The sequence below is a fragment of the Mesorhizobium sp. M0522 genome (assembly GCF_040321085.1).
Lineage (GTDB): Bacteria > Pseudomonadota > Alphaproteobacteria > Rhizobiales > Rhizobiaceae > Mesorhizobium.
In genome coordinates this window covers 52,553-75,313 of the sequence record NZ_JAMYQW010000024.1, presented here as the reverse complement: position 1 = coordinate 75,313, position 22,761 = coordinate 52,553, and the positions used below count along the sequence as shown (strand labels likewise).

The 22,761-nt window shown below is 61.8% G+C and carries 22 protein-coding genes; 12 read left to right on the top strand and 10 right to left on the bottom strand.

What is annotated here, in order from left to right:
- Positions 1-3: 3 nt before the first annotated feature.
- The gene (locus tag NKI58_RS23230; RefSeq protein ID WP_352785134.1) at positions 4-627 is read right to left on the bottom strand and encodes a thermonuclease family protein; all 624 of its coding nucleotides are present in this window, start codon (positions 625-627) and stop codon (positions 4-6) included.
- A gap of 75 nt (positions 628-702) precedes the next feature.
- On the opposite strand from NKI58_RS23230, the gene NKI58_RS23225 reads away from it, so the two are divergent.
- Positions 703-2,217, top strand: coding sequence for a sensor histidine kinase (locus NKI58_RS23225; protein ID WP_352785137.1), 1,515 nt, complete (start codon positions 703-705; stop codon positions 2,215-2,217).
- A 4-nt stretch (positions 2,218-2,221) separates the two neighbouring features.
- Here NKI58_RS23225 and NKI58_RS23220 read toward each other — a convergent pair whose 3' ends face one another.
- Complete coding sequence (locus NKI58_RS23220; protein WP_023675001.1) at positions 2,222-3,220, bottom strand: nicotinate-nucleotide--dimethylbenzimidazole phosphoribosyltransferase; 999 nt, start codon at positions 3,218-3,220, stop codon at positions 2,222-2,224.
- Between the two features lie 197 nt (positions 3,221-3,417).
- Between NKI58_RS23220 and NKI58_RS23215 the strand changes: the two genes are divergently transcribed.
- Both NKI58_RS23215 and NKI58_RS23210 read left to right on the top strand, forming a co-directional pair.
- Positions 3,418-3,651, top strand: a complete 234-nt coding sequence (locus NKI58_RS23215; RefSeq protein ID WP_031193575.1) for a DUF1289 domain-containing protein — start codon at positions 3,418-3,420, stop codon at positions 3,649-3,651.
- Positions 3,652-3,664: 13 nt separating this feature from the next.
- Entirely contained in the window at positions 3,665-4,369 is a 705-nt protein-coding gene (locus tag NKI58_RS23210) for a TIGR02281 family clan AA aspartic protease (RefSeq protein ID WP_023674999.1), read from the top strand.
- 8 nt (positions 4,370-4,377) lie between these two features.
- Here the strand turns inward: NKI58_RS23210 and dusA are convergent, their stop codons facing one another.
- Both dusA and NKI58_RS23200 read right to left on the bottom strand, forming a co-directional pair.
- Positions 4,378-5,370, bottom strand: a complete 993-nt coding sequence (dusA, locus tag NKI58_RS23205) for a tRNA dihydrouridine(20/20a) synthase DusA (RefSeq protein WP_352785140.1) — start codon at positions 5,368-5,370, stop codon at positions 4,378-4,380.
- Positions 5,371-5,566: 196 nt separating this feature from the next.
- Positions 5,567-6,238, bottom strand: coding sequence for a GntR family transcriptional regulator (locus NKI58_RS23200; RefSeq protein WP_352593622.1), 672 nt, complete (start codon positions 6,236-6,238; stop codon positions 5,567-5,569).
- A gap of 139 nt (positions 6,239-6,377) precedes the next feature.
- Between NKI58_RS23200 and NKI58_RS23195 the strand changes: the two genes are divergently transcribed.
- The 8 genes from NKI58_RS23195 to NKI58_RS23160 all read left to right on the top strand — a co-directional run bounded on the left by NKI58_RS23195 (position 6,378) and on the right by NKI58_RS23160 (position 15,199).
- Entirely contained in the window at positions 6,378-6,965 is a 588-nt protein-coding gene (locus tag NKI58_RS23195; protein ID WP_352636735.1) for an amino acid synthesis family protein, read from the top strand.
- A complete protein-coding gene (locus NKI58_RS23190; RefSeq protein ID WP_352593627.1) occupies positions 6,958-8,757 on the top strand; it encodes an alpha/beta fold hydrolase in 1,800 nt (599 codons plus the stop codon). Before NKI58_RS23195 ends, NKI58_RS23190 begins: the two co-directional genes overlap by 8 nt.
- A 5-nt stretch (positions 8,758-8,762) precedes the next feature.
- Positions 8,763-9,821, top strand: a complete 1,059-nt coding sequence (locus tag NKI58_RS23185) for an LLM class flavin-dependent oxidoreductase (RefSeq protein ID WP_023674994.1) — start codon at positions 8,763-8,765, stop codon at positions 9,819-9,821.
- Positions 9,818-11,293 (top strand): aldehyde dehydrogenase, encoded by a 1,476-nt coding sequence (locus tag NKI58_RS23180; RefSeq protein WP_023674993.1) that lies wholly within the window; start codon positions 9,818-9,820, stop codon positions 11,291-11,293. Before NKI58_RS23185 ends, NKI58_RS23180 begins: the two co-directional genes overlap by 4 nt.
- A gap of 84 nt (positions 11,294-11,377) precedes the next feature.
- Positions 11,378-12,397, top strand: a complete 1,020-nt coding sequence (locus tag NKI58_RS23175; RefSeq protein WP_023674992.1) for an ABC transporter substrate-binding protein — start codon at positions 11,378-11,380, stop codon at positions 12,395-12,397.
- Between the two features lie 66 nt (positions 12,398-12,463).
- Positions 12,464-13,324 carry an ABC transporter permease gene (locus NKI58_RS23170; RefSeq protein WP_023674991.1) on the top strand — a complete coding sequence of 287 codons (861 nt, stop codon included), beginning with the start codon at positions 12,464-12,466 and terminating at the stop codon, positions 13,322-13,324.
- Between the two features lies 1 nt (position 13,325).
- Entirely contained in the window at positions 13,326-14,126 is an 801-nt protein-coding gene (locus NKI58_RS23165; protein ID WP_352448865.1) for an ABC transporter permease, read from the top strand.
- Positions 14,123-15,199: an ABC transporter ATP-binding protein gene (locus tag NKI58_RS23160; RefSeq protein WP_352593633.1), complete on the top strand. Its 1,077-nt coding sequence runs from the start codon at positions 14,123-14,125 to the stop codon at positions 15,197-15,199. The genes NKI58_RS23165 and NKI58_RS23160 overlap by 4 nt, the downstream gene beginning before the upstream one ends.
- Positions 15,200-15,789: 590 nt before the next feature.
- On the opposite strand, the gene NKI58_RS23155 is transcribed toward NKI58_RS23160, so the two are convergent.
- The 4 genes from NKI58_RS23155 to NKI58_RS23140 form a co-directional block, all read right to left on the bottom strand.
- On the bottom strand, positions 15,790-16,827 hold the full coding sequence (locus tag NKI58_RS23155; protein ID WP_023674988.1) for a phosphatidylglycerol lysyltransferase domain-containing protein: 1,038 nt from the start codon (positions 16,825-16,827) through the stop codon (positions 15,790-15,792).
- A 273-nt stretch (positions 16,828-17,100) separates the two neighbouring features.
- Complete coding sequence (locus NKI58_RS23150; RefSeq protein ID WP_023674987.1) at positions 17,101-17,823, bottom strand: LPS glycosyltransferase; 723 nt, start codon at positions 17,821-17,823, stop codon at positions 17,101-17,103.
- A 108-nt stretch (positions 17,824-17,931) separates the two neighbouring features.
- Positions 17,932-18,705, bottom strand: coding sequence for a glycosyltransferase family 2 protein (locus NKI58_RS23145; RefSeq protein ID WP_023674986.1), 774 nt, complete (start codon positions 18,703-18,705; stop codon positions 17,932-17,934).
- A gap of 113 nt (positions 18,706-18,818) precedes the next feature.
- Positions 18,819-19,874, bottom strand: a complete 1,056-nt coding sequence (locus NKI58_RS23140; protein ID WP_210164203.1) for a glycosyltransferase family 4 protein — start codon at positions 19,872-19,874, stop codon at positions 18,819-18,821.
- Between NKI58_RS23140 and NKI58_RS23135 the strand changes: the two genes are divergently transcribed.
- Positions 19,791-21,188, top strand: coding sequence for a glycosyltransferase family 2 protein (locus NKI58_RS23135; RefSeq protein WP_156937290.1), 1,398 nt, complete (start codon positions 19,791-19,793; stop codon positions 21,186-21,188). The two genes, NKI58_RS23140 and NKI58_RS23135, sit on opposite strands and share 84 nt — an antisense overlap.
- 30 nt (positions 21,189-21,218) lie before the next feature.
- Here NKI58_RS23135 and NKI58_RS23130 read toward each other — a convergent pair whose 3' ends face one another.
- Entirely contained in the window at positions 21,219-21,914 is a 696-nt protein-coding gene (locus tag NKI58_RS23130) for a sulfotransferase family protein (protein ID WP_352785155.1), read from the bottom strand.
- Positions 21,915-21,928: 14 nt separating this feature from the next.
- Positions 21,929-22,723, bottom strand: a complete 795-nt coding sequence (locus NKI58_RS23125; protein WP_084640957.1) for a sulfotransferase domain-containing protein — start codon at positions 22,721-22,723, stop codon at positions 21,929-21,931.
- Positions 22,724-22,761: the final 38 nt, after the last annotated feature.

The window sequence follows — 22,761 nt, the reverse complement described above, 5'->3', positions numbered from 1 at the left end:
AACTCACCAGAAGCGAAAAATTTCACGCAAGGCATCGCCGATCGACGCCAAGGTGCCGTGCTTTCTTTCGACCAGCTCGTGGCCGTGGCTCTCGCGCCAGTTCTTCGGCTCGTCGAAAGTTCCGCCCCAGATGCCGGCTTTGCCCGCGCGCGCAGCAGCTTCCTCGGTCTCGAAGTCGCCAAAGGCGACCGCCCAGCCGGCCTCGACCTGTGCGCGGTTGAGATCCTTGCCGCCGGCCTTGCAGTCGCCGAGCAGCCTGCCGTAGCGGTCGCGCTGCCAGCCGCTGCAGGAGACCGCTTTGCCGGCTATCAACCGCACCAGGGACTGCCGCGCGAGCTTGCCGCAGGGATAGTCGGCACCGTTCTTGCGGCAGATCTGCGAATATTCCGGCGCGTCGATGCCACGCATGCGGACACGCTCGCTGCCGAGGGTGATGCTATCACCGTCATTGACAATGGCCACGCCCTCCGTCTGGCGCGTCTCCGCCCGGTCGAGGCGCGCCGCCAGGAGGATCAGCAGGCCGAGCACGATGAGTGTCAGCCCATAGTCCATTAGTCGGCGCCACAGGCTTCGCGGACGTGGCGCATAGTATCGCTGGCGCGGCCATCGCGACCACGAACGGCTCATATGGCAAACCGTTGGTTAATCATTCGAACGTAGCTTAACGATTTGAAATTGCTGCCCGCGTAAATTGAAGACTTCATGCCCCTGCAACGCTCGACCACGGCGGACAAGTTTATTGTGGACCGCAGGAAACGCCATCGCAACAGCGATGTCGCGCGCGCGGTGCGCAAGACGCGCGACCGTCTTTCGCAACAAGCCGGAAATCCCGACTTCGACCGCGAGCTGTTGAAGCTCCACGCGCTTTCGATGACCGGCGGCGTGATCGTCATTCCGCTGCTCGTTCTGACAACGGCCGCGGCAGGCTTGCTCGCGGGCATCGGCAAGGAGATCGGCGTCTGGGCGCTGTTCACATTCATCTGCTATACCATCGTTGCATTCATGGCCAGACGCGTCACTCAAGCGTCCGAACTCAACCCGCTGGAAACGCATAGGGATTTCCTGATCGGCCATTTTCTGTGCGGGCTTGGCTGGGCTTGGTTCGCATGGCTCGGCTGCGAAACTTGCCAAATGGATCAGTTCCAGGTCGCCAAGGCGGTGGTGCTGCTGCTCGCCATGTCGGCAACCGCGATCCTGGCCTCGTCCCTGCGCGGTGCGCTGTTGGCGACCTTCGCCCTCCCGGTCGCCATCTATGCTTATGCCAGTGCGAAATTATGGATGCCGGTCGAAGTGATCATGGCAGGCTTGCTGATCGCCTCGTTGCCTTTCTTCGCCTATGTAGCGCGCCAGCTCAACCGTTCCTCGCTGATGCTGCTGTCGTTCCGCTCCGAAAAGGATGCGCTGATCGCCGAACTGGAGACGGCGAAATCGATGTCGGACGAGGCACGGCGGCGGGCGGAAGACGCCAATCTGGCGAAATCGCGTTTCCTGGCCTCGATGAGCCACGAACTGCGCACGCCGCTCAACGCCATTCTCGGCTTTTCCGAAGTGATGGCCAACGAGGTGCTCGGCCCGATGAGCAACCCGACCTATCGCGACTATGCCCGTGACGTGCACGACTCCGGACAGCATCTGCTCGACCTGATCAACGAAATTCTCGATTTGTCGCGCATCGAAGCGGGCCGCTACCAGCTCAACGAGGAGCCGATGATGCTGCTCTCCGTCGTCGAGGATTGCTGCCACATGATGGAGCTGAAGGCGCGCAACAAGGACATCCGCATCGTCCAGGATTTCGAAAACGCCTTGCCGCGCTTGTTCGCCGACGAACGCGCGGTGCGGCAGATTGCGCTCAACCTGTTGTCCAATGCCATCAAGTTCACCGCCACCGGCGGCGAAATCCGCGTGCGCGTCGGCTGGACGGCGGGCGGCGGGCAATATCTCTCCGTCAGGGACAATGGGCCGGGCATACCGGAAGACGAGATTCCGATCGTGCTTTCGGCCTTCGGCCAGGGCTCGATCGCCATCAAGAGCGCCGAACAGGGCACCGGGCTTGGCCTGCCGATCGTGCAAGGCCTGCTGGCCATGCATGGCGGCGAATTCCAGCTCCATTCCAGGCTGCGCGAAGGCACCGAGGCGATCGCCATCTTCCCGCTGAGCCGGGTGATGGAGGAACTGCCGGCGCTGCCGACCAAGGCGGTTGCCTCGCGCCGGCGCTGAATGCTTAACCGCGGACCGCGGCTGCCATGCCGGAGCTGGTCAGCGCGGCCGCCTTGACCAGGCCGGCGGCAAGCGCCGCCCCTACCCCCTCGCCTTGACTGACGCCCAGATCGAGCAGCGGGCGAAGGCCGAGGCGCTCGGCGGCCTTGGCATGACCAGACTCTGGCGACAGGCTTGCGAGGAGACAATGATCGAGCGCGGCGGGGTTGGCGGTATGTAGGACACCAGCGGCCGCAGTCACCGCAAACCCATCGAGCAGCACCGGGATCTTCTGCATCCGCGCCGCCAGAATGGCGCCGCAGATCGCGGCGAATTCCCGCCCGCCGACCCGGCGCAGCGCTTCCAGCGGGTCCTTGAGGCTCGCGCCGTGAAACGCGACCGCGGCATCGACCACCTCCGCCTTGCGCCTCTGCATCGCCGCGTCCGCCCCTGATCCAGGGCCGACCCAGTCGGCGCTGGTGCCGCCGAACAGTGCCGTGCAAAGGGCCGCGGCGACAGTCGAATTGCCGACGCCGAGGTCGCCAAGGCAAAGCAGGTCGGTACCGCCGGCAATCGCTTCCATGCCGAAGGCCATGGTAGCGGCACAACCGCGCTCGTCCAGTGCCGCATCCTCCGTAATGTCGGCTGTCGGAATGTGCAGGGCCAGATCGAACACCTTCAAGCCGAGATCGTTGGCGATGCAGATCTGGTTGATCGCTGCACCGCCGGCGGCGCAGAGCTCGACTGCATTTGCCGTGGCGGCGGCGGGGCGCGGCGAAATGCCGTGGCGGGTGACGCCATGATTGCCGGCAAAGATCGCCACCAATGGCCGCGTCACCGCCGGCGGCGCGCGGCCGCTCCACCCGGCAAGCCAGGCGGCGATGTCCTCGATGCGGCCAAGCGAGCCTTTGGGCTTGTCTGCCTTGGCAAACAACTGGCGCACGCGGGCCTTGGCCGCCATATCTCCCGGCGGCAGGCTCACCAGGAGGTCGCGAAAATCGTCGAAAGGCAGCGCGCTGGTCATGTCGATGGCAATCGTCCGTGTGGATTGGTGAGCGGCATAGCCGCCTTGGCCAGCCGGCACAACCTCAAGCCGGCACAACCTCCAGGCCTGGTACAACTTGGCGGTATTGACGCGAAAGCATTCGTTGGCGGCGCTTCCCGGAGGGCTTGCATTGACTTTGTCGTTGCACCATGTGGAGGCTAGCCAAGGAAATCCTTATGACGGCCATTGAATCCCCGTGCATCCTGGTCTGCTCGATCGACATGAAAACCGGCTTCTGTTTCGGTTGCGGGCGCACGCGCGAGGAAATCGCCGCCTGGATCGACATGACCCCGCAAACCCGCCGCAGCGTCATGGCCGAGCTGCCGGCAAGGCTGGAAACGGTCGAGCGACGCCCCCGCCGGGAAACCCGTCGCAGCCGCATGGCACGCGAACGCGACGCCCTCTCGTGAACCGGCCGCAGAGATGAACCGACTGTTGTGGATTCTGATCGTCGCGATCGGGGCGGGTGTGCTCCTGCTCATGCTCAACGATTCCGCCGGCAGTACGTTCGGCATCGAGAATTACGATTTCAGCCAGTTGATCTGGCTTGGCGCCTTAGCGGCACTCGTCGGCGCCGGCCTGGTCAGATCGGGCAGGCCGTTGGGCACCATGGCCCGCAGCCTCGGCGCCTGGGGTGCCATCGTGCTGGCGCTGATCGCCGGCTATCAGTACCGCTATGAGTTGCAGGATTTCGCCAGCCGCGTCACCGCCGGCCTTGTTCCCGGCAGTCCGCTGGCGCTGGGCGTGGAAGAAGGCCATGCCACAGTCACCCTGGACAAGGCCGGCAGCGGCCATTTCGAAGCGCGCGTCACGATCAACGGCACGCCGATCCTGACGGTTGTCGATACCGGCGCGACCAGCACCGTTCTGACCGCCGAGGACGCGCTGGCGGTCGGGTTCAATTCGGCGGCTCTCCGCTTCACCATACCGATCTCTACCGCCAACGGCATGACACGCGCGGCGGCGGTGCGAACCGACGAACTGTCGATCGGCGGCATCGTGCGCAAGGACATGCCCATCATGATCGCCGCACCAGGCACGCTCGGCCAGAGCCTTCTCGGTATGAATTTCATCGGCTCACTATCGGGTTTCGACGTACGCGGCGATCGCATGATTTTGCGGGATTAAGTTTTTCCTCAGGCCGCCTCTGCGGTCCGGCCGAAATCGACCTCTGCGAAAGCCGTCTTGATCACCTCCGGTCCGGCACCGGGCTTTGTCGCCTCGGTGGACAGGATCTGCCGATAGCGGCGTGCACCGGGCAGGCCGTGAAACAGCCCGACCATGTGCCGGGTGACATGCCCGAGCCGTCCGCCCTGCTCGATATGGCGTGACGCGTAATTCGCCATGGCATCGATCAGTGCGGCAAAATCGAACGACTCAGCTGTGCTGCCGTAAAACGCGGCATCGATGCCGGTCAGTATCCCTGGCGTGTGATAGGCGGCGCGGCCGAGCATGGCGCCATCGACATGGTCGAGATGCGTCAGCGCCTCTGCGAGATATTGAATGCCACCGTTGATGCCGATGAATTTGTTTTGTTTTCTGGCTTTCAGCCGATAGACGCGGTCATAGTCGAGCGGTGGGATGTCACGATTTTCCTTTGGGCTCAGTCCTTCCAGCCAGGCCTTGCGGGCGTGCACCCACAGCGCGTCGGCGCCGGCCGCGAAAACAGCATCGGCCAACGCATCGAGTGCCGGTTCCGGATCCTGCTCATCGACGCCGATGCGGCACTTGACGGTAACCGGTATTTTCACCGCCGCCTTCATTGCCGCGACGCAATCCGCGACGAGCACGGGCGTCTTCATCAGGCAGGCGCCGAAGGTGCCCGACTGGACGCGGTCGGACGGGCAGCCGACATTGAGGTTGATTTCATCATAGCCGAAGGTTTCGCCGATGCGCGCCGCCTCGGCCAGCTTTCCCGGATCGGCGCCGCCGAGTTGCAGCGCAACCGGATGTTCGCTGTCGTCGAAGCCGAGCAGCCGCTCGCGTGCGCCGTGGATGACCGCATCGGCCACCACCATCTCGGTATAGAGCAGCGCCTCGCGCGTCAGCTGGCGATGGAAGAACCGGCAGTGCCGGTCCGTCCAATCCATCATCGGCGCCACGGCAACTTTGTGGCGTAACATATTCATTTTACTATTTTTTCTGTCTCAGTCCGTCCGATACTCCGTTCGAATGACAGAGCAATTTGGCAAGAGATGCACACCTAACTGACCCGATATACGATTTTGCCGCCGCAACTGAAAGCAAATTGGCATGTCACACATGTCACTGTACGCACCAGTTAGATGCCTGCCGTGGAACGATGGACCGCCGGCGGCATACCAGTCAGCCAAGGCGAAGCGTGTTGCGGGCGATCTGCCACGCGGATTCGACATGCCGCCGCGCCGCCGCCTCCGCCTCGTCCGGCTTGCGCGACCGGATTGCATCCATGATTTCGGTCATTTCGGCGATCGCCGGCTCGCGGCGGTTCTCCGACGCGATCGTCATTGAGCGGAGCTGGTTGATGCGGACATTCAGCCCCGTCACGATTTCCCAGGCAATGCGCTTGTCCGCCGCCTCGAACAGCGTTTCGTAGAACTTGGTCGTTGCCCGCATCACCTCGACAGGCGCACCGGACGCCCACGCCTCAAGCAGGTTCCTCAAGGCGGCATCGAGCAAAGCGATCTGCGCGTCCGTGGCCGTTAGGGCGCAAGCCCGCGCCGCGATGCCCTCGAGCAGCGCCCGCAATTCATAGATTTCGTCGGTGCGGCCGAGATCCGGCTTGGCCACGGCGGGTCCGTGGCCCGGTATCATCTGCACCAGGCCTTCCGCCTCCAGCTGCCGCAGGACCTCGCGCACGACGGAACGGCTCACCCCGAGCTGATCGCATAGCGGCCGCTCGACCAGCCTTTCACCAGGCTGGAAATAGAAGCCCATGATCGCTTCACGCATGCGCTCCAGCGCCAGCGTCCTCAGCGTCTTGGCAGAGCGGTCGATCCGCAGCGTATCGCCTGACATTTTCTCTCCCTACCCCGATCCGGCCACAAAACAGATTCCATAGCCGATTGACAAGGCTTCTGGTGCTCCATAGTATGGTATACCATAAGATGACGTAAAGATTTCGGCGCTGCACAGCGCCGTGGCGACCGAGGACTTCATGAAACCAGCCATTCGAAAGATCGTCACCTATATCGAGAACACGTTAATCGAGGGCGGCAAGGAAGCCCCAAAACCGTTGCGTCTGATCGGCGTCGCCGCCGTGCTGACAAACCCTTGGGCGGGCCGCGGTTTCACCGACGACCTGTCGACGGAGATCCGCGCCATTGCTCCCGTCCTCGGTGAACTGCTGACCCGCGAAATCATCGCCGTCGCCGGTTCCGGCGACGCGATAGAGGGCTACGGCAAGGCCGCGGTCTGCGGCACGGCGGGCGAGATCGAGCATGCATCGGCGCTGATCCATACGCTGCATTTCGGCAACCATTACCGTCGCGCGGTCGGCGCCAAGACCTATCTCGCCTTCACCAATCTGCGCGGAGGGCCGAACACCCCGATCATGATCCCGCTGATGGACAAGAACGACGAAGGCCGCCGCTCCCACTATCTGACCGTACATTTCCAAATCGGCGACGCGCCCGCGCCCGATGAGCTGGTAGTGGCGCTTGGCGCTTCGATTGGCGGCCGCCCGCACCATCGTATCGGCGACCGCTATCAGGACCTCAAGGAGGTCGGCGACCTGCATGGCTGACGTCGCTGCCACCGCATGGGTCCGGGACACGGCTCCGGACGGCACCGGCTTCATCCGCGCCGGCTCCGGCGCGCCGGTTCTGCTCATTCACGGTGTCGGCATGAACGCCGCGATCTGGCACGATCAGATCGCGGCGATGAAAGACCATCATGACCTGATCGCCATCGACATGCTCGGCCACGGCGTTTCACCGCTGCCGCCGGAAGAAGCCAGCCTGTCGGATTTCGCCGATCAGGCGGTTCGCCTTCTCGACCATCTTGGCGTGGCGTCGGTGTCGATCGTTGGCCATTCGATGGGCGCGCTGGTCGCTCTGGAGATCGCCCTTCGCACCCCTTCGCGCGTTCGCTCCATCGTCTGTCTCAATGCGGTATTCCGCCGCCCCGCGGCCTTGGCGCAGGCCGTACGCGAGCGTGCGGCCGCGCTCGGCACCCATGGCAACCCTTCCGCCATTGCGGCTACGCTTGCCCGCTGGTTCGGCGACCCGCTGCCGGCGAACCTTATCGGGGCGGCCTCTACCGCGCGCGCCGCCCTTGAAAGGGTCGACCCCGAAGGCTACGCGCGCACCTATCGCCTCTTTGCCCGTGCCGATGCCGAGCATGCCGATGCCCTCCCCGGTCTTGCCGCACCGGCCCTGTTCATGACCGGGTCGCAGGACAGCAATTCGACCCCGGCCATGTCGGCGGCGATGGCGAGGCTTGCGCCGCACAGCCAATGCCTCGTGCTCAATGGAGAAAGGCACATGATGGCAATGGCTTCACCTGAAAAAGTGACCAAACACATCATGGAATTTCTCGACACGGCAGGAGACGCTGGCGTGAGGCCGGAGACGGATGCAGTCTTTGACAGCGGCGAATTCCGGCGCGCACTCGGCTCCTTCCTGACCGGTGTCACCATCGTCACAACGATCGGAGCGGAAGGCGAACCGCGCGGCTTCACCGCCAACTCCTTCACCTCGGTCTCACTCGAGCCGCCGCTGGTGCTTGTCTGCATCGCCAAGAGGGCGCTGGGGCACAGTGCTTTTTCGACGTCGAGAGGTTTCGCCATCAACATCCTGTCAGAGGACCAGAAGGCTCATTCCGGCATCTTCGCTTCCAAAGCAGCGGACAAGTTCGCGGCCGTGAGCTGGCAACCGGGCCGGACCGGCAATCCGCTGATCGACGGCTCCGTTGCGGTGTTCGATTGCGGCATGGAGCAGCTGGTCGATGCTGGCGATCACTCGATCCTCATCGGCCGCGTCCGCGACTTCAGCCACAACGGAGCCCAGCCCCTCGGTTATTGCAGAGGCACCTACGTCACGCCTGGCCTCAGCCAGGAGGCGCTGGCGGCGGCGCCCCCCGATACGGAGGTCGGCGCCATTCTCGAGAACGAGGGCCGTGTGCTGTTCGTCCAAACAGCCGACGGGATTTATGAATTGCCTGCGGGGCGCGGACTGGGCACGCCCAACGATGCGCGCAGCCTCAAAGGGCGCCTTGCCGCCAGGGCCATAGACGCCCAGCTCGGCTTCCTGTTCGCGGTGTGGGACGATGCCGCCGAACCCTGGCGCACGCATGTTTATTATCGCGGAACGGTCGAGGGATCCTATTCCGACGATCGCCAGATGCGGCTTGTCGACCTCGAGAAGATCGCGGATCTGAAGATCGCCGATCCCGCAGTGCGTTCGATGCTTGCCCGCTATGCGCGCGAACGTACGGAAGATGCATTCGGCGTCTATGTCGGCAACGAGGTCGAAGGCGAAGTCCGGCCGCTCGCCAAGCCCGCGCCTTCTCAAATTCCTATTTCCGGCCGCGGGTGAAACCGATGAAGTTTTCGCTTTTCGTGCACATGGAGCGATCGGATCTGGCAAAGCCGCATTCCGAGCTTGTCGGCGAGCTGGAGGAGCTGGTTTTGCAGGCGGAAGAGGCAGGATTCGAGACTGCCTGGATCGGCGAGCATCACGGGATGGAATTCACCATCTCGCCGAACCCGTTCATCAACATCGCCTGGCTCGCCGCCAAAACCAGGCGCATCCGGCTCGGAACAGGAACCATCGTCGCGCCGTTCTGGCACCCGATCAAGCTTGCCGGCGAAGCAGCGATGGCCGACGTCGTCACCGGCGGCCGTCTCGACATCGGCATTGCGCGCGGCGCCTACGCTTACGAATACCAGCGGCTTTTCCCAGGCCTCGAGGCCTGGGGTGCCGGCCAGCGTATGCGCGAGATGGTGCCGGCGATCCGGGGCCTTTGGGATGGTGATTTCGAACTCGCCGGCGAGTTCTGGTCGTTTCCTTCAACCACCTCGTCGCCCAAGCCGCTGCAAAAGCCTTATCCACCGATCTGGGTGGCCGCACGCGATCCGAACTCGCACGACTTTGCGGTTTCCAGCAAATGCAACGTCCAGGTGACGCCGCTTGCCTCCGGCGATGGCGAAGTGGCCAGCCTGATGGAGCGTTTCAACGCGGCGTGTAATGCCCACCCCGACGTACCAAGGCCGGAGATCATGCTGCTGATGCATACTTTCGTCGCCGAGGATGCCGCGGAGGCTGACCGGCTCGCGCAGGATCTGTCGCAGTTCTACTGCCAGTTCGGCGCCTGGTTCCAGAACAAGAAGCCGGTGCACCAGGGCATAATGGAAGCGCTGACCGAAGACGAGATCGCGGCCATGCCGCAATATGCGCCTGACAAGATCAAGCAGAACCTGGTCATTGGCGAAGCCGACGAGGTGATCGCCAGGCTGAAGGCCTACGAAGCGCTCGGCTACGATCAGTATTCGATCTGGATCGACAGCGGCCTTTCCCATCGGCGCAAGAAGAAATCGCTGCAGCTCTTCATCGACAGGGTGATGCCGGCCTTTTCCGAGCCGAAAGCTGGATTGCGATGAGCACCACTCAATTCAGGAACTATATTGACGGCAGCTTCGTCGAAGTGGCGGCGACCTTCGACAGCATCGATCCCTCGACGGGCGCGCCATGGGCGAAGATGCCCGCTGCATCGTCTGATGACGTCGACCGCGCCGTCGAAGCTGCTCACCGGGCGCTTGGCTCCGGCACGTGGCCGGCAATGACGGCAACGGCACGCGGCAAGCTTCTGGTGCGGCTCGGCGATCTGGTGGTCGCCAATGCCGACCGGCTGGCGGAACTCGAGACGCGCGATACCGGCAAGATCATCCGCGAGACCCGCGCCCAGATCGCCTATGTCGGCGACTATTACCGCTATTATGGCGGGCTGGCCGACAAGCACGAGGGCTCGTTTGTCCCCATCGACAAGGCCGACATGGAAGTGACCATCCGGCCGGAGCCAATTGGCGTCGTAGCCGCCATTGTGCCGTGGAACTCGCAGCTCTTCCTGTCCGCCGTCAAGCTCGGGCCGGCGCTGGCGGCCGGCTGCACCATCGTTCTGAAAGCATCGGAAGACGGCCCTGCCCCGTTGCTGGCCTTCGCCGAACTCGTCCATGAGGCGGGATTTCCCGCCGGGACCGTGAACATCCTGACCGGCTTCGGCCACGATTGCGGTCACCGGCTGACCAGTCATCGGCTCGTCGCCCGCGTCGCCTTCACCGGCGGTCCCTCGACCGCTCGGCAGATCGTCAGGAATACGGCGGAAAACCTCGCTTTCACGACGCTCGAGCTCGGCGGCAAAAGCCCGGTCGTGGTGTTTGCCGATGCCGATCTGGACAGCGCCGCCAACGCGGTCGTTGCCGGCATCTTCGCTGCCACCGGCCAGAGCTGCGTCGCCGGCTCTCGGCTGCTGGTCCAGCGCTCCGTGAAGGACGAATTCCTCGCCCGGCTCAAGCGCAAAGCCGAGGCGATCAGGATTGGCGATCCGCAGGATCCCGCGATCGAAATGGGACCGCTCGCCACCTCGCGCCAGCGCGAATGGATAGAGAAGATCATTGCTGAAAGCCTGGCCGCGGGCGGGCAACTGGTCACCGGCGGCATTCGCCCCGCGGGCATGGCGGACGGCTTCTATTACGCGCCGACGATTATCGACGCGCCTGATCAGACCCTTGCCTGCGTGCGCGAAGAGCTCTTCGGCCCGGTGCTCTGTGTGCTAGCCTTCGACGGCGAAGCTGAAGCGCTTTCGCTCGCCAACGACACGAAATTCGGCCTGGCGTCCGGCGTGTTCACCACCAATCTGGCAAAAGCCCACCGCATGGCGCGCGGCATCCATGCCGGCGTGGTCTGGATCAACACCTATCGGGCGGTCTCGCCGCTGGTTCCGTTTGGCGGCTACGGCCAATCCGGGCTCGGCCGCGAGGGCGGCCTCGATGCGATCCGCGACTACACGCGTTCGAAATCGGTGTGGATACGCACCTCCGACGACCCGATTCCCGATCCTTTTGTCATGCGGTAGCCGCCGCTGGCCGGAGATGCGCGATCAAGGCGAAAACGACCGATCGCGAACAGACAACAACGAAAACAACAGAGGAGAACGACAATGAAACTGATCATCACCGGCTTCCTTGCCGGATTTATTGCAACGACAGTTCCGGCAACGACGGCCGCAAAGGCCGAGGACATGGTGTTCACCAGCTGGGGCGGGACGACCCAGGAAGCGCAGACCAAATCCTGGGCCGAGCCGTTCACCGCTGCATCCGGCATCAAGGTCATGCAGGACGGCCCGACCGACTACGGCAAGCTGAAGGCGATGATCGACAGCGGCAGTGTCAACTGGGACGTCGTCGACGTCGAGATGGATTTCGCCATCAAGGCGGCCAAGGACGGTCTGCTCGAGCCGATCGACTTCAAGACCGTGCCGAAGGCCGACCTCGATCCGCGCTTCACCACCGATCACGCCGTCGGCAGTTTCTACTATTCCTTCGTGCTCGCCTGGAACAAGGGCGCCGTTTCGGGTGAACCGGCCGGCTGGGCCGACATGTTCGACCTGACGAAGTTCCCGGGCAAGCGGACCTTCTACAAATGGTCGGCGCCCGGTGTCATCGAGATCGCGCTGCTGGCCGATGGTGTTCCGGCGGACAAGCTCTATCCGCTGGATCTCGATCGCGCCTTCAAGAAACTCGACACCATCAAGTCGGACATCGTCTGGTGGAGCGGCGGGGCGGAGTCGCAGCAATTGATCGCATCCGGCGAAGCAACGTTCGGCCAGCTGTGGAACGGCCGCGTCTTCGCACTGGACAAGGATGGCGCCGATGTCGGCGTCTCCTGGAACCAGAACCTGACCGCAGCCGACGTTCTGGTGGTACCGAAGGGTGCCAAGAACAAGGATACGGCGATGAAATTCCTCGCCGCGGCGAGCAGCCCCGCCGGCCAGGCCAAATTTGCCGAAGCCAGCGGTTATGCGCCGATCAATACCAAGGCCAAGGCAGAGATGCCGGCCGATGCCGTGAAATCGCTGCCGGACGCTCATGTCGGCGGGCAGATCAATCTCGACATGAACTACTGGGCCGCCAATCGCGACACCATCGCCGCGCGCTGGTATGCCTGGCAGGCGAAATAAGCCCGCCCTTGAACCGCAATGGACGAGACGGTTCGCGCCGTCTCGTCCCGTAGCCGGGTCGCTGTCATGTCGGTCGAAACACGCCGGAACTTTGGAACGGTGCGGGTGCCGGCAGGTCTCAATGGCCTGCTGCCGGCCCTGATTCTGATTATGCTGTTCTTCGTCATCCCCGTGCTGGCGCTGCTTTTGCGCAGTGTCACGGAGCCCGAGCCAGGCTTGCAGAACTATGCTGCCCTGCTTGGTGACGGCACCTATGCGCGGGTGTTCTTCAACACATTCCTGGTCGCGGCGTTGGTCACCGTCGCCACGGTCCTTGTCGCCTTTCCGGTCGCCTGGATGCTGGCAATCATGCCTTCGGGACTGGCCTCGATCATCTTCGGCATCATCATTCTGTCGATGTGGACGAACCTGCTCACCCGCACCTATGCTTGGATGGTGCTCCTGCAGCGTACCGGCGTCATCAACCGGACGCTGATGACCATCGGCGTCATCGACCACCCGCTGCCGCTCATCAACAATCTCACCGGCGTCACTATCGGCATGGTCTATATCATGCTGCCCTTCATGATCCTGCCGCTGGTCGGCACGTTACGGGCGATCGATCCGATGACGCTGCGTGCGGCGTCGCTGTGCGGCGCAAGCCCTTTCCAGGCGTTCCGCCGTATCCTCGTGCCGCTGTCGCTGCCCGGCGTCGCGGCCGGCGGCCTGATGGTCTTCGTCATGTCGCTCGGCTACTTCGTAACGCCGGCACTGCTCGGCGGCACGTCGAACATGATGCTTGCCGAAATGATCGCGCAGATGGTCCAGTCGCTGCTCAACTGGGGGCTCGGCAGCGCCGCTGCCTTCATCCTGCTTGTCGTCACCATGGTTCTCTATGCACTGCAGCTGCGCCTTGTCGGTGCCAGGCGCACGAGCGGAGGCATCTGAGATGCTGCTCGACTATGACCGCATGGGTTGGCTACGGGTTGCCCTGCTCGGCTTCACCGCGCTGGTCGCTGGCTTTCTTCTGTTGCCGGTGGTCTTCATTGTTCTGCTCTCCTTCGGCTCGTCGCGCTGGCTGGCTTTTCCGCCGCCCGGCTGGACGCTCAAATGGTACCAGGAGCTTTTTGCCGATCCGGCCTGGCTCGACGCCGCGCTGACCAGCGCTCGGATCGCCACCATGACGGCGATCCTGGCAGTAGCGATCGGCCTGCTCGCCTCCTTTGCCCTGGTTCGCGGAAGGTTTGCCGGACGTGAGATCCTGCGCGGCCTGCTGCTGACGCCGATGGTTCTGCCCGTCGTTGTCTTCGCCATCGCCATCTACGCCTTCTTCCTTCGCCTTGGCCTCGGCGGCACCACCATCGGCTTCGTCATCGCCCACACCGTGCTGGCGCTGCCCTTCGCCATCATTCCGATCGCCACCGCGCTCGAAGGGTTCGACAAGTCGATCGAGGACGCGGCAATCGTCTGCGGGGCAAGCCCGCTCGAGGCCAGGCTCAGGATCACCTTGCCGTCGATCCGGATCGGCATCTTCTCCGCCGCGATTTTTTCGTTCCTCGCCTCGTGGGACGAAGTCGTGGTGGCGATCTTCATGGCCAGCCCCAGCTTGCAAACCTTGCCCGTCAAGATCTGGGGCAGTCTGCGGTCGGACCTCAGTCCGGTGATCGCCGCTGCCTCCAGCCTGCTGGTCGGGCTGACGCTTGCCCTGATGGTGATGACGGCGCTGCTGCAGCGAAAGTTCCGGACATGACCCACCCTTTCCTCTCCATCCGCAATCTGCGCAAGGCGTTCGGGGCGATCGTCGCCGTGCACGACGTCACGCTGGACATTCCCAGGGGCGAGTTCCTGACCTTCCTCGGGCCCTCCGGTTCGGGAAAATCGACGACGCTCTACGCGATCGCCGGCTTTCAGGACCCGACTTCCGGCGATGTCTTGCTGGAAGGAAAATCACTGCTTGCAGTGCCTTCGCACAAGCGCAACATCGGCATGGTCTTCCAGCGCTACACGCTGTTTCCGCATCTGACGGTGGCCGAAAACGTCGCTTTTCCGCTGCGGGTTCGCCGCCGGCCGGACGCCGAGGTGAAGAAAAAGGTCGCCGACATGCTGGCCCTGGTGCGGCTCGAAAGCTTTGCCGGACGCTTACCCGATGCGCTGTCGGGCGGCCAGCAGCAGCGCGTCGCGCTGGCCCGGGCGCTGGCCTACGATCCTCCGATCCTTTTGATGGACGAGCCATTGTCGGCGCTCGACAAGAAGCTGCGCGAGGAAATCCAGGGCGAAATCCGCCGCATCCATCGCCAGACCGGCGTCACCATTCTCTACGTCACCCACGATCAGGAAGAGGCGCTGCATCTGTCGGACCGAATCGCCCTGTTCAAGGATGGCCGCATCGAGCAGACCGGCACCGGCGAGGATCTCTATCTCAGGCCAGCGACCGATTTCGTCGCCGGCTTCATCGGCAATTCGAATTTCCTCGCCGCCGAACATCTCGGCACCACCAACGGCACGACAACGATCCGCATGACAGACGGTTCGGTCATATCCGGAGTCAGGGCCAACGGCACGTTCGGCAAAGGCCAGAAGACCAGGCTGATGATCCGGCCCGAAGCCTTTAGCATGGAGCGGAGCCCGGCGAGCGCGGAACTGAATGTCGAGATCGTCGACATCGCATTTTACGGCGAGCGCCGGCGGATCGTCGCGCGCATCGCCGCTGGACAGGAGGTTGACATCAGGCCGACCTCCGCCGCCATGCAATCGCAGGATGTGTGGCCCTGCAGCCGGCAGGTCTTTTTCGATCCCGCTGCTGCATTCCTGTTTCCGGCCTGACTAAGCCGCGGTGGATCGCCGCCCTTCAACGCTTCGCAGCGATGGAAGCGTGCTTGGGAACAAGCTGTGGTTAGGTCCATCATCAGCTTCGGTCAGCAAGCGCGCAACGTGATCGACGCTGCAGTCGGCTGATTGGATGGCGGGCGCAACTCCTGTATCCATTGACAGTCGTCATGCTCGGTTGGAAGATGAAGAAGGTCAGCGGCGATAGCCATACGGGAAGGCAATGGTCCAACCGCCAGATACCGGACACGATCCTGGCAGCGTCGTCGCGGTCATCGTCATTTGTTTGATCATCGTTGCTTTGTTCTTCATAGGCTTCAGATACTCAAGGCCAGGCCAGGGTACCCTCGTTATTCCTGGCGGTACGCTGCAGCAACCGTGAATCCGACCCCTTGGCGCTGACGCGGAGCCGTTCTCAGGCTGCCAAAAGTGCCCCGGCGGGACTGGGGGACGCCGCAGAATGGGCCGGCGGTTCGCAGCCGGTCTTTTGCTTCCCGCCGCGGCATTTCTTTCCCACCTAAACAACCAAGCCTGACCGGTGTGAGGTCGACCATACTAGGAGACGACGAGCGCTCAGTCACTAGGCACTAGACGGCCCTGATCAGCCGGAGCAGAGAAAGCGCTTCGAAAAAGGTCCCCTTGCGAAAGGCAAGATAGGTCGGCTCTTCGACACCATGGAACCGGCGCTTGAAGGCCGCCTGCCCCTGCAGATTGAAGCGGGTGCGATTGACCCAGGGGGAGTCATAGGCACGCTGGAAGGCGTGCCGCCAGAAATCGCTTTCGGCAAACCCGCTAGGTCCGATTTCGACAAGCGGCGACAGGCCTAGGGTGACGACGGAAACACCTTCATCGCGAAAGCGGTCGACCGCGAATTTGGTCAGGCCGATCTCGGCATGCGCCGAGCCATCGATATGCTTGCGCTTGAACGAGGTGGTGTAGCCGATGACCTTGCCGTCGCTGAACAGCGGATCGAAATCCAGCAAGGCCACGAGCTCCCCATCCGGACCGTGCAGGACGAAACGGCGCATATCGACGCCAAGGTGATCGGCAAAGGGCCTGTTGAGAAATCTCATCTCCCAGCGCTTGACGATGCGGTCGGCCCGCCAATTCTGGGAGAGCCTGGCAATCTCGTCGAGGAAGACAGTCCCGTTGTCCTCTGCGAAGGAAAAACCCTTCTTCAAGAGCCAGCGTTCGGAATAGCGCACTGTCTCATTGCGCTTTCCGGAAAAGTCGTGTCTGGGCAGGACAAGCCTGGTGTCGACGCCGAGGCGGTTGACCTGATAGCCAAGCCCGGCAAGCACGCGCGCCGTCTGGTCGCCGATCTGCACGAACCACGGGCTGCCGGCAACCTCGATGAAACGTCTGATATAGTCGCGCCGATCGGCCGGGGCAGCCACTGGATCACCGAGCGCGAAATGATGTCGCGTTTTGCTGCCGTAAGCGATGTAGCCCTGGGCATCGCCGAAGTAGTGAAGCCCCTTCTGCACGGCGGTCGAATAGGCAAGGGAAAAATCACCGTGGCGACGGACCAGCGCCAGGCGCTCGACATGGTTCAGCTGCAGCCGCGGTATTTTAGGCCCGCGGTTCTCCAGGAAACGATCGAGGCGTCTTCGCAGTGACGGCATGGTCGACTTTCGCGTGCCGGCTAGGCCGATGAAAGAGCTGACGGACCCCAAACCGATCATGTTGCCGCGAGCTGATCCTTATCTCAGCGCGGCATGTTTACCCGGCCGGAGCCGCCAGATTCGTAGGCGCAATCTGCCCCGGTCCCGCCCCCAGGCGGCAACACGCATTGTTGTCGACGCCCAGCGCCTGACGGCTGGTTGCTGCGCCCTTGGCGACACGAAAATCAATGCCACTTTCGGAAGCGCCCAGGTCACCTGCCAAACACGATGTTCTTAGCGAACGGCGCTCTGCGAAGATTCCGCTTGTTCGGAAGCCAGGAACTCGTCGCGTTCTGCTATCCACAAATCGGCGTAGTCGACATTCTGCCATTCGGCAAACCACGGGCCGCCGCTGGTATAGTGGACCGCCTTAGGTGTGCCGACCGCAGGCTTTTCGTTCCAGCCTTCGAGCCAATTCCACTCTACCGGCAATGAGCCCAAATCTTTGTCGGCAACCCACTGCATTCGGTGAAGATAGGCGCCACTTTCCTGATTCACGACCTCTGGCGTGAGCGATCTGACCGAAGGATGCGCGCAATTGAACAGCATCAGCGACGACCAGTTTTTCCGAGGATAGGACGTCTGGACCACACCATCCATCTTGGTTGTGGCCTTCGGCGTATAGTCATGCTGGACGCAATAGACCGCCTTGTCCGAGTCCGTATATTTCAGCAGGCCTGCGACGTCACCAAGCCACAGGAAATCGCAATCGCAAAACAGGGCCCAACCCGTGTAGTCGGCGAGAAAGGGCGTGAGGAAGCGCGTGTAGGTGAACTCCGTTGAGGCGAGCGGATCTTTTTCCCGCCAATATAGCCCGCGGGCACGCATCTCGTCCTGTTTGATCGGAATGACGGAGACAGGCGCCGACGCATGTTTGAGCAGGGAGTGTCGCGCGACGTCGTACGCGATCGGCTCACGGCTGTCCCATCCGATAAATACCCTAAACGCATCAGTCATATTCACTACCCTGGCTTTCGATTTTTACGGTCGTACACTAACTAGTTGGCGATGGCTCGGCAACAATTGCGGTCAACCAAGCCGGTTTCTCACAGATTTGTCCTGGCCTCAGCGTTGCTTTTTTGGGTGGACTGGGCCTCGCATTCCCAATGCGACACGGGCCCATTTCTGATAGGTGTAGCTGGCCGAATACGCGGCCACCATCGCACCAATGGAACCGTCCAGAAATCCCAGCCGGAAAATATAGCTGCGCACATAGGCCCAGACCGAGCGCAAAACCGCCTTGCCTATCGAGCTTTTTTTGCCCTCGGCAAGCAGTTGCGCGGCGGACGCTTCTGCGTACCGGCCGATCTTGTCGTGGGCATCTGCCAAGTCGGTAATGGAATCGTGCTCGATCGGCCGGGACAATCGGCTGACCTTCCCGTTCACCAATACCTTCTCGTGCACGGTGTCGTCGCTGAACCGCCCGGAGCGGCGACGGAAGAGCCTGAGCACCAGATCGGGCGACCAGCCGCTATGGCGGACAATGTGCCCGCAAAAGCGCGATCTTCTCGGTATTTCGAAGCCGTCATTGGCTTTTGGGTCGGCGATTGCGGCCCTTATTTCCGCGCCGAGCGGCGCCTCCACCCACTCATCGGCATCCAGCGAGAGGATCCAATCCCCCGTTGCCGCGGCCAGCGCACGGTTTTTTTGCGCACCAAAACCGGGCCAATCAACGGTCATCAGAACCTTTGCTCCCAGAGCACCGGCAATCTCCCTGGTTCTGTCGCTGCTGTTGTTGTCGAGAACGACGATCTCATCGGCAAAATGGACCGACCGAAGGCATTGCGCGATGGATGCCTCCTCGTTGCGGGTGATGATAATGACCGAGAGCGCCGGCACGGTCAGAATGCTCCGGCATCAAAGCTGCCACTGTCATTCGAATGCATCTGCAGCATCGGCTCCCGGCCCGTTAGCACACTGAGGGTACTAACCTAATTCAACAAAGTCGAAAATCATTTCAGATCAAGGCCTTCATACAGCGCCATCATTCGCTTGATCATGACATTGAAATCATAGTGTTCGGCCGCCGCTCTCACCCGGGCTGCGGTCTCAGGTCGTGACGACAACTGCAGCGCGTGCGCGAGCGCTGCAGCGAGGTCGCTTTCGCTGGCCGCATCGCAAACGAGCGTCGGCTCGAACCGCTCGACAAGCTCGCGCGCTCCACAGCCGGTGCTTACCACGGCGGGCAAGCCGCTGGCCATCGCTTCGATGACCACTGTGCCGAAAGGATCATAGATGGAAGGCAGCACGGCAATATCGGCCGCGCCGTACCACGGCAGCATGTCTTTCTGCGGCCCCAGCATCTTGAGCCGTGCGCCGAGACCGAGCCTGTCACCGGCCTGCCTGAAGGCGTTGGCGCGCGAATCATGGCCGATGACCCACAATTCAGGCTCGCCATCGAGCCTAGCGACCGCCTTCATCAGTGCAAGAAGTCCTTTTCGCGCAAAGCCCGAGCCGACAAACAGGACGACCGGCCTGTTTTCGTCGACGTCGAGCCGCGCGCGGATTGTCGCCCGATGCTGCTGGCGCAGCTGCGGGTTGAAGCGGTCGAGATCCACCCCGTTGGGAATATGGTGCACATTTTCCGCCGGATAATCGTAGTGACGGACAATGTCCTCTGCCACCATCTTCGAAATGGCAATGACAGCTTTGAGCCTCGGGCTGGCGTAGGTTGCACGTTCAAGGCGCAGCGTCTGGCGGTGAAAGGGGCTCAGCGCCATTGCCGCCCTGCCAAGCCGCGTCTCGAAACGCCGCCGCTCGGCAAGATAGGCGGCATGAACGCCCTCCCCGGCCCGGAAGACATCGCAGCACGGGAGGCGATCGTTGCTCTGCACCAGCGCCGGCGGCATCTCGGCGATCTTGCGGCAGGCAGCTTGAGCAAAGGACGTCGCCCGCAGCGAACGCGGAAACCGGCGGCCGGCACAATGGATGAACTCGATGCCTTCATAACGCGGCCAGTCGCCGGACAGCACGGCCACCCGCCGCTGACGCGCGGCGAATGCGGCCATGATGTTTTCCAACATGATCTCGCCGCCACCGAAAGGCGCATAACGCTGGCGCACGAACAGGAGCGGCCTGTCGAATTGAATTTCGGTGCCACGAATGCCGGCGTACATGGGGTCTGGGCTCCGGCCTTGTTGCCATCTGACGATGTCTATAGAGGCCAGCTCGCATCGGCAACACTTGGAAAGCTCACCCGCCGGAACTCAGAACAGGCCTGTGTCCATTGTCCGCAACTGCTTGCGATTTGCCTAACGGTGCTGCATGTAGAAATTAACTGCAAACAGCGGATCAGCGCCAGCTCCAGCCGGGCGGTGACCGCCATGAGGGGAATCGATGGCTTGAGCAAAGCAACCTGGCCCGCCATTGTCCGCCGGACGATTACCGACACCGCCATATATCGGCTGAGACACACCTTCGGAAGACGGGCAGAAGTGTCATCGCTGCGGCCGATAACGCCCCTTAAAGCGAATGACCTGCCTTTGATCCTCGTCATCCGCAACGAGGCGGACAGGCTACGCCCGTTCCTGAAGCACTATCGCGAACTCGGCGTCACCAGATTCGCCGTCCTCGATGACCGCTCGACAGACGGAACAGCTGAGCTTCTGGCCGAGCAGCCAGATGTCGATCTATTCAGCTCGCCGATCACCTATTCGCAGTCGGACCTGGGAAACCTTTGGCGTCAGCGGATTGTGCAGATCTATGGTCAGCCTCGCTGGTATCTGACCGTGGATGCGGACGAATATCTTGTCTATGACGGTATGGATCAGCATCCGCTCGGTGCGATGGCCGACTGGCTCAAGCGGCGCGGAATGACACGCCTGCTGGCGCCGATGATCGACATGTATCCGAGCGGAAACATCTGGGACGTACCCTTCGATCCCATCGTGCCGCCATGGCAAGTTGCGGACCATTTCGACGGCAGCGGCTATGAGGTGACGAGGAGCCCCCGGCATCTCAAGATCACAGGCGGCCCGAGAACCCGGCTTTTCGCCAGGCAGCACAAGTTGACCAAGTTTCCTCTGATATATGTTGATCGCCAGACGATTTTTACGTCGATTCACTCACCGCTGCCCTACTGGCGAAACTATATAAAGGGATTGGCTGGCCTGCTTCATTTCAAGTTCTTCGCCGATTTCAACGACAAGGCGCAGGTCGCGGTGGCGGAAGGTCAGTATTGGAACGGCGCTTCCAAATATCGCCAGTATCATGAGGTATCGAGCGGTAAAGCCGCTCTCAGCGCGATGAGCGAACAGTCAATGCTGTACGAAGGAGCTCACAGCCTGTTCAAAACGGGTTTGATCGACAAAATTGATTGGTAGACGGCATTTCAAGCAGATGCCGAACCGACATCATGCATAACCGAATGCTTTCATAAGCTGGGCACCTCGTCCTTGGACCAGGTCCTGTAGCTCGGCGTTTCCAAGTTCGGAGCGCCATCTTCCGCTCCCGTCATAGATCGGCTGATTGACCTGTTGGTTCCGGAGCACCGCATGCGGCGTCTCGCCGCTGGCGTCGGTCGGCTTGAACCACTGCTGCGGGTTCTTGTGATAGTCGAGGAGATCCGGGCTGAAGGTTACATCGAGAAAGCCGCATATCTGCTCGACGACTTTGGGGGGATTCTCGACCAGGTCCTCATAGCGATAGATCAGCACATCCGGCTTTCCCCGTTCCGCAAGAACCAGCGCATTGTCGTTGATCCAGCGGTCGAGAGCCTCCGTTGGGTCGCCAAGTCGTTTGATCAGGGACGCTACGACGTCGCGCCCATCTCGCACCGGCATGACGAAACGCGCGCCGGGCACGAGCCGGCGAATGCGGGCGACACGGCGGATATGCCGCGGTGTCTTTTCAAGCAGCACGTTCTTTCCAGCATCGAGCGCCGCCCGCTTCAGTTTCCAGAAGCGGAACATGGCCAGTGGCGTCCACTTGAAGAAAATGTTGGTTTCCTGGAGCGGCAGGTAGACGTTGGGATGCGACGCAAGGATCGTCGCAATCAACGTCGTCCCGCTATGGCCGCAGCCGCAAATGAATCCGGTCCGCATCACCATGTCGGCAATGCTCCCTAACCCAAGGCGACCCGGACGCGGTTATCGACGCGAGCGTAGCACAAGCCGTTCGTGCTAAAAACCTTGTCCAGCTTCTCCCAATATTCGAACTTAGCCAACTGCTCGTCACAATAGGCCACGTCGTCCTCGGAAAGATATTCGCCGTAACCGCCTATCTTGCCCTTGCGCACCTTGAAGCTTTCGGGATCATTCGCATCGCGCGGCTGTAATATCTTGCCGTATCGATCGGACAGATCACCGGTCGATTCACTCACTTTCATCTTGTCGAACGTTCGGTTGTTCGCCACCTCGACAAGCGTCCGATCGTCAGCCTGCTGGTTCAGGAATCCAAGGATCGCGCGAAGGACACCAGCCGTATCCCGATGCATATCTTCATATTGAAGATACCGGATTTCGCGCATCCGGGGCATGGCCGCGAACCAATGCAGATTAAATCTGATGATCTTTTCAATCCCATGATTGTCGCTTCTGATAAAATCGCTGAACGATCCCGCTGGAAGCATGTGGCGCTTCTGAACCTGAAAGTACCCTGAGACCACCGTATCTCTTGGATCGCGAACAAGCATTATTGTTCTTCTCTTCTTGTATCGAGATTTATTCTCCTTGAGGCCCGATATCGGTCGAAGTAACTTGTGGTCGGTTCCGTCGTGAATGTATTGAACTTCAACTCCGAGATCGTCCAGCATGACACGTAGCCAGGTGCGCCCCGATTTTGGAAAGGATACGATAAGAGGAAGAGGCGGCGCTTTGGCCTGGAAAAATTTTAGAAAGGACATGTTTAGAAAGGACATGGAGAGACCTCCTTTAGATTATCAGAGCTGGCGCCCGA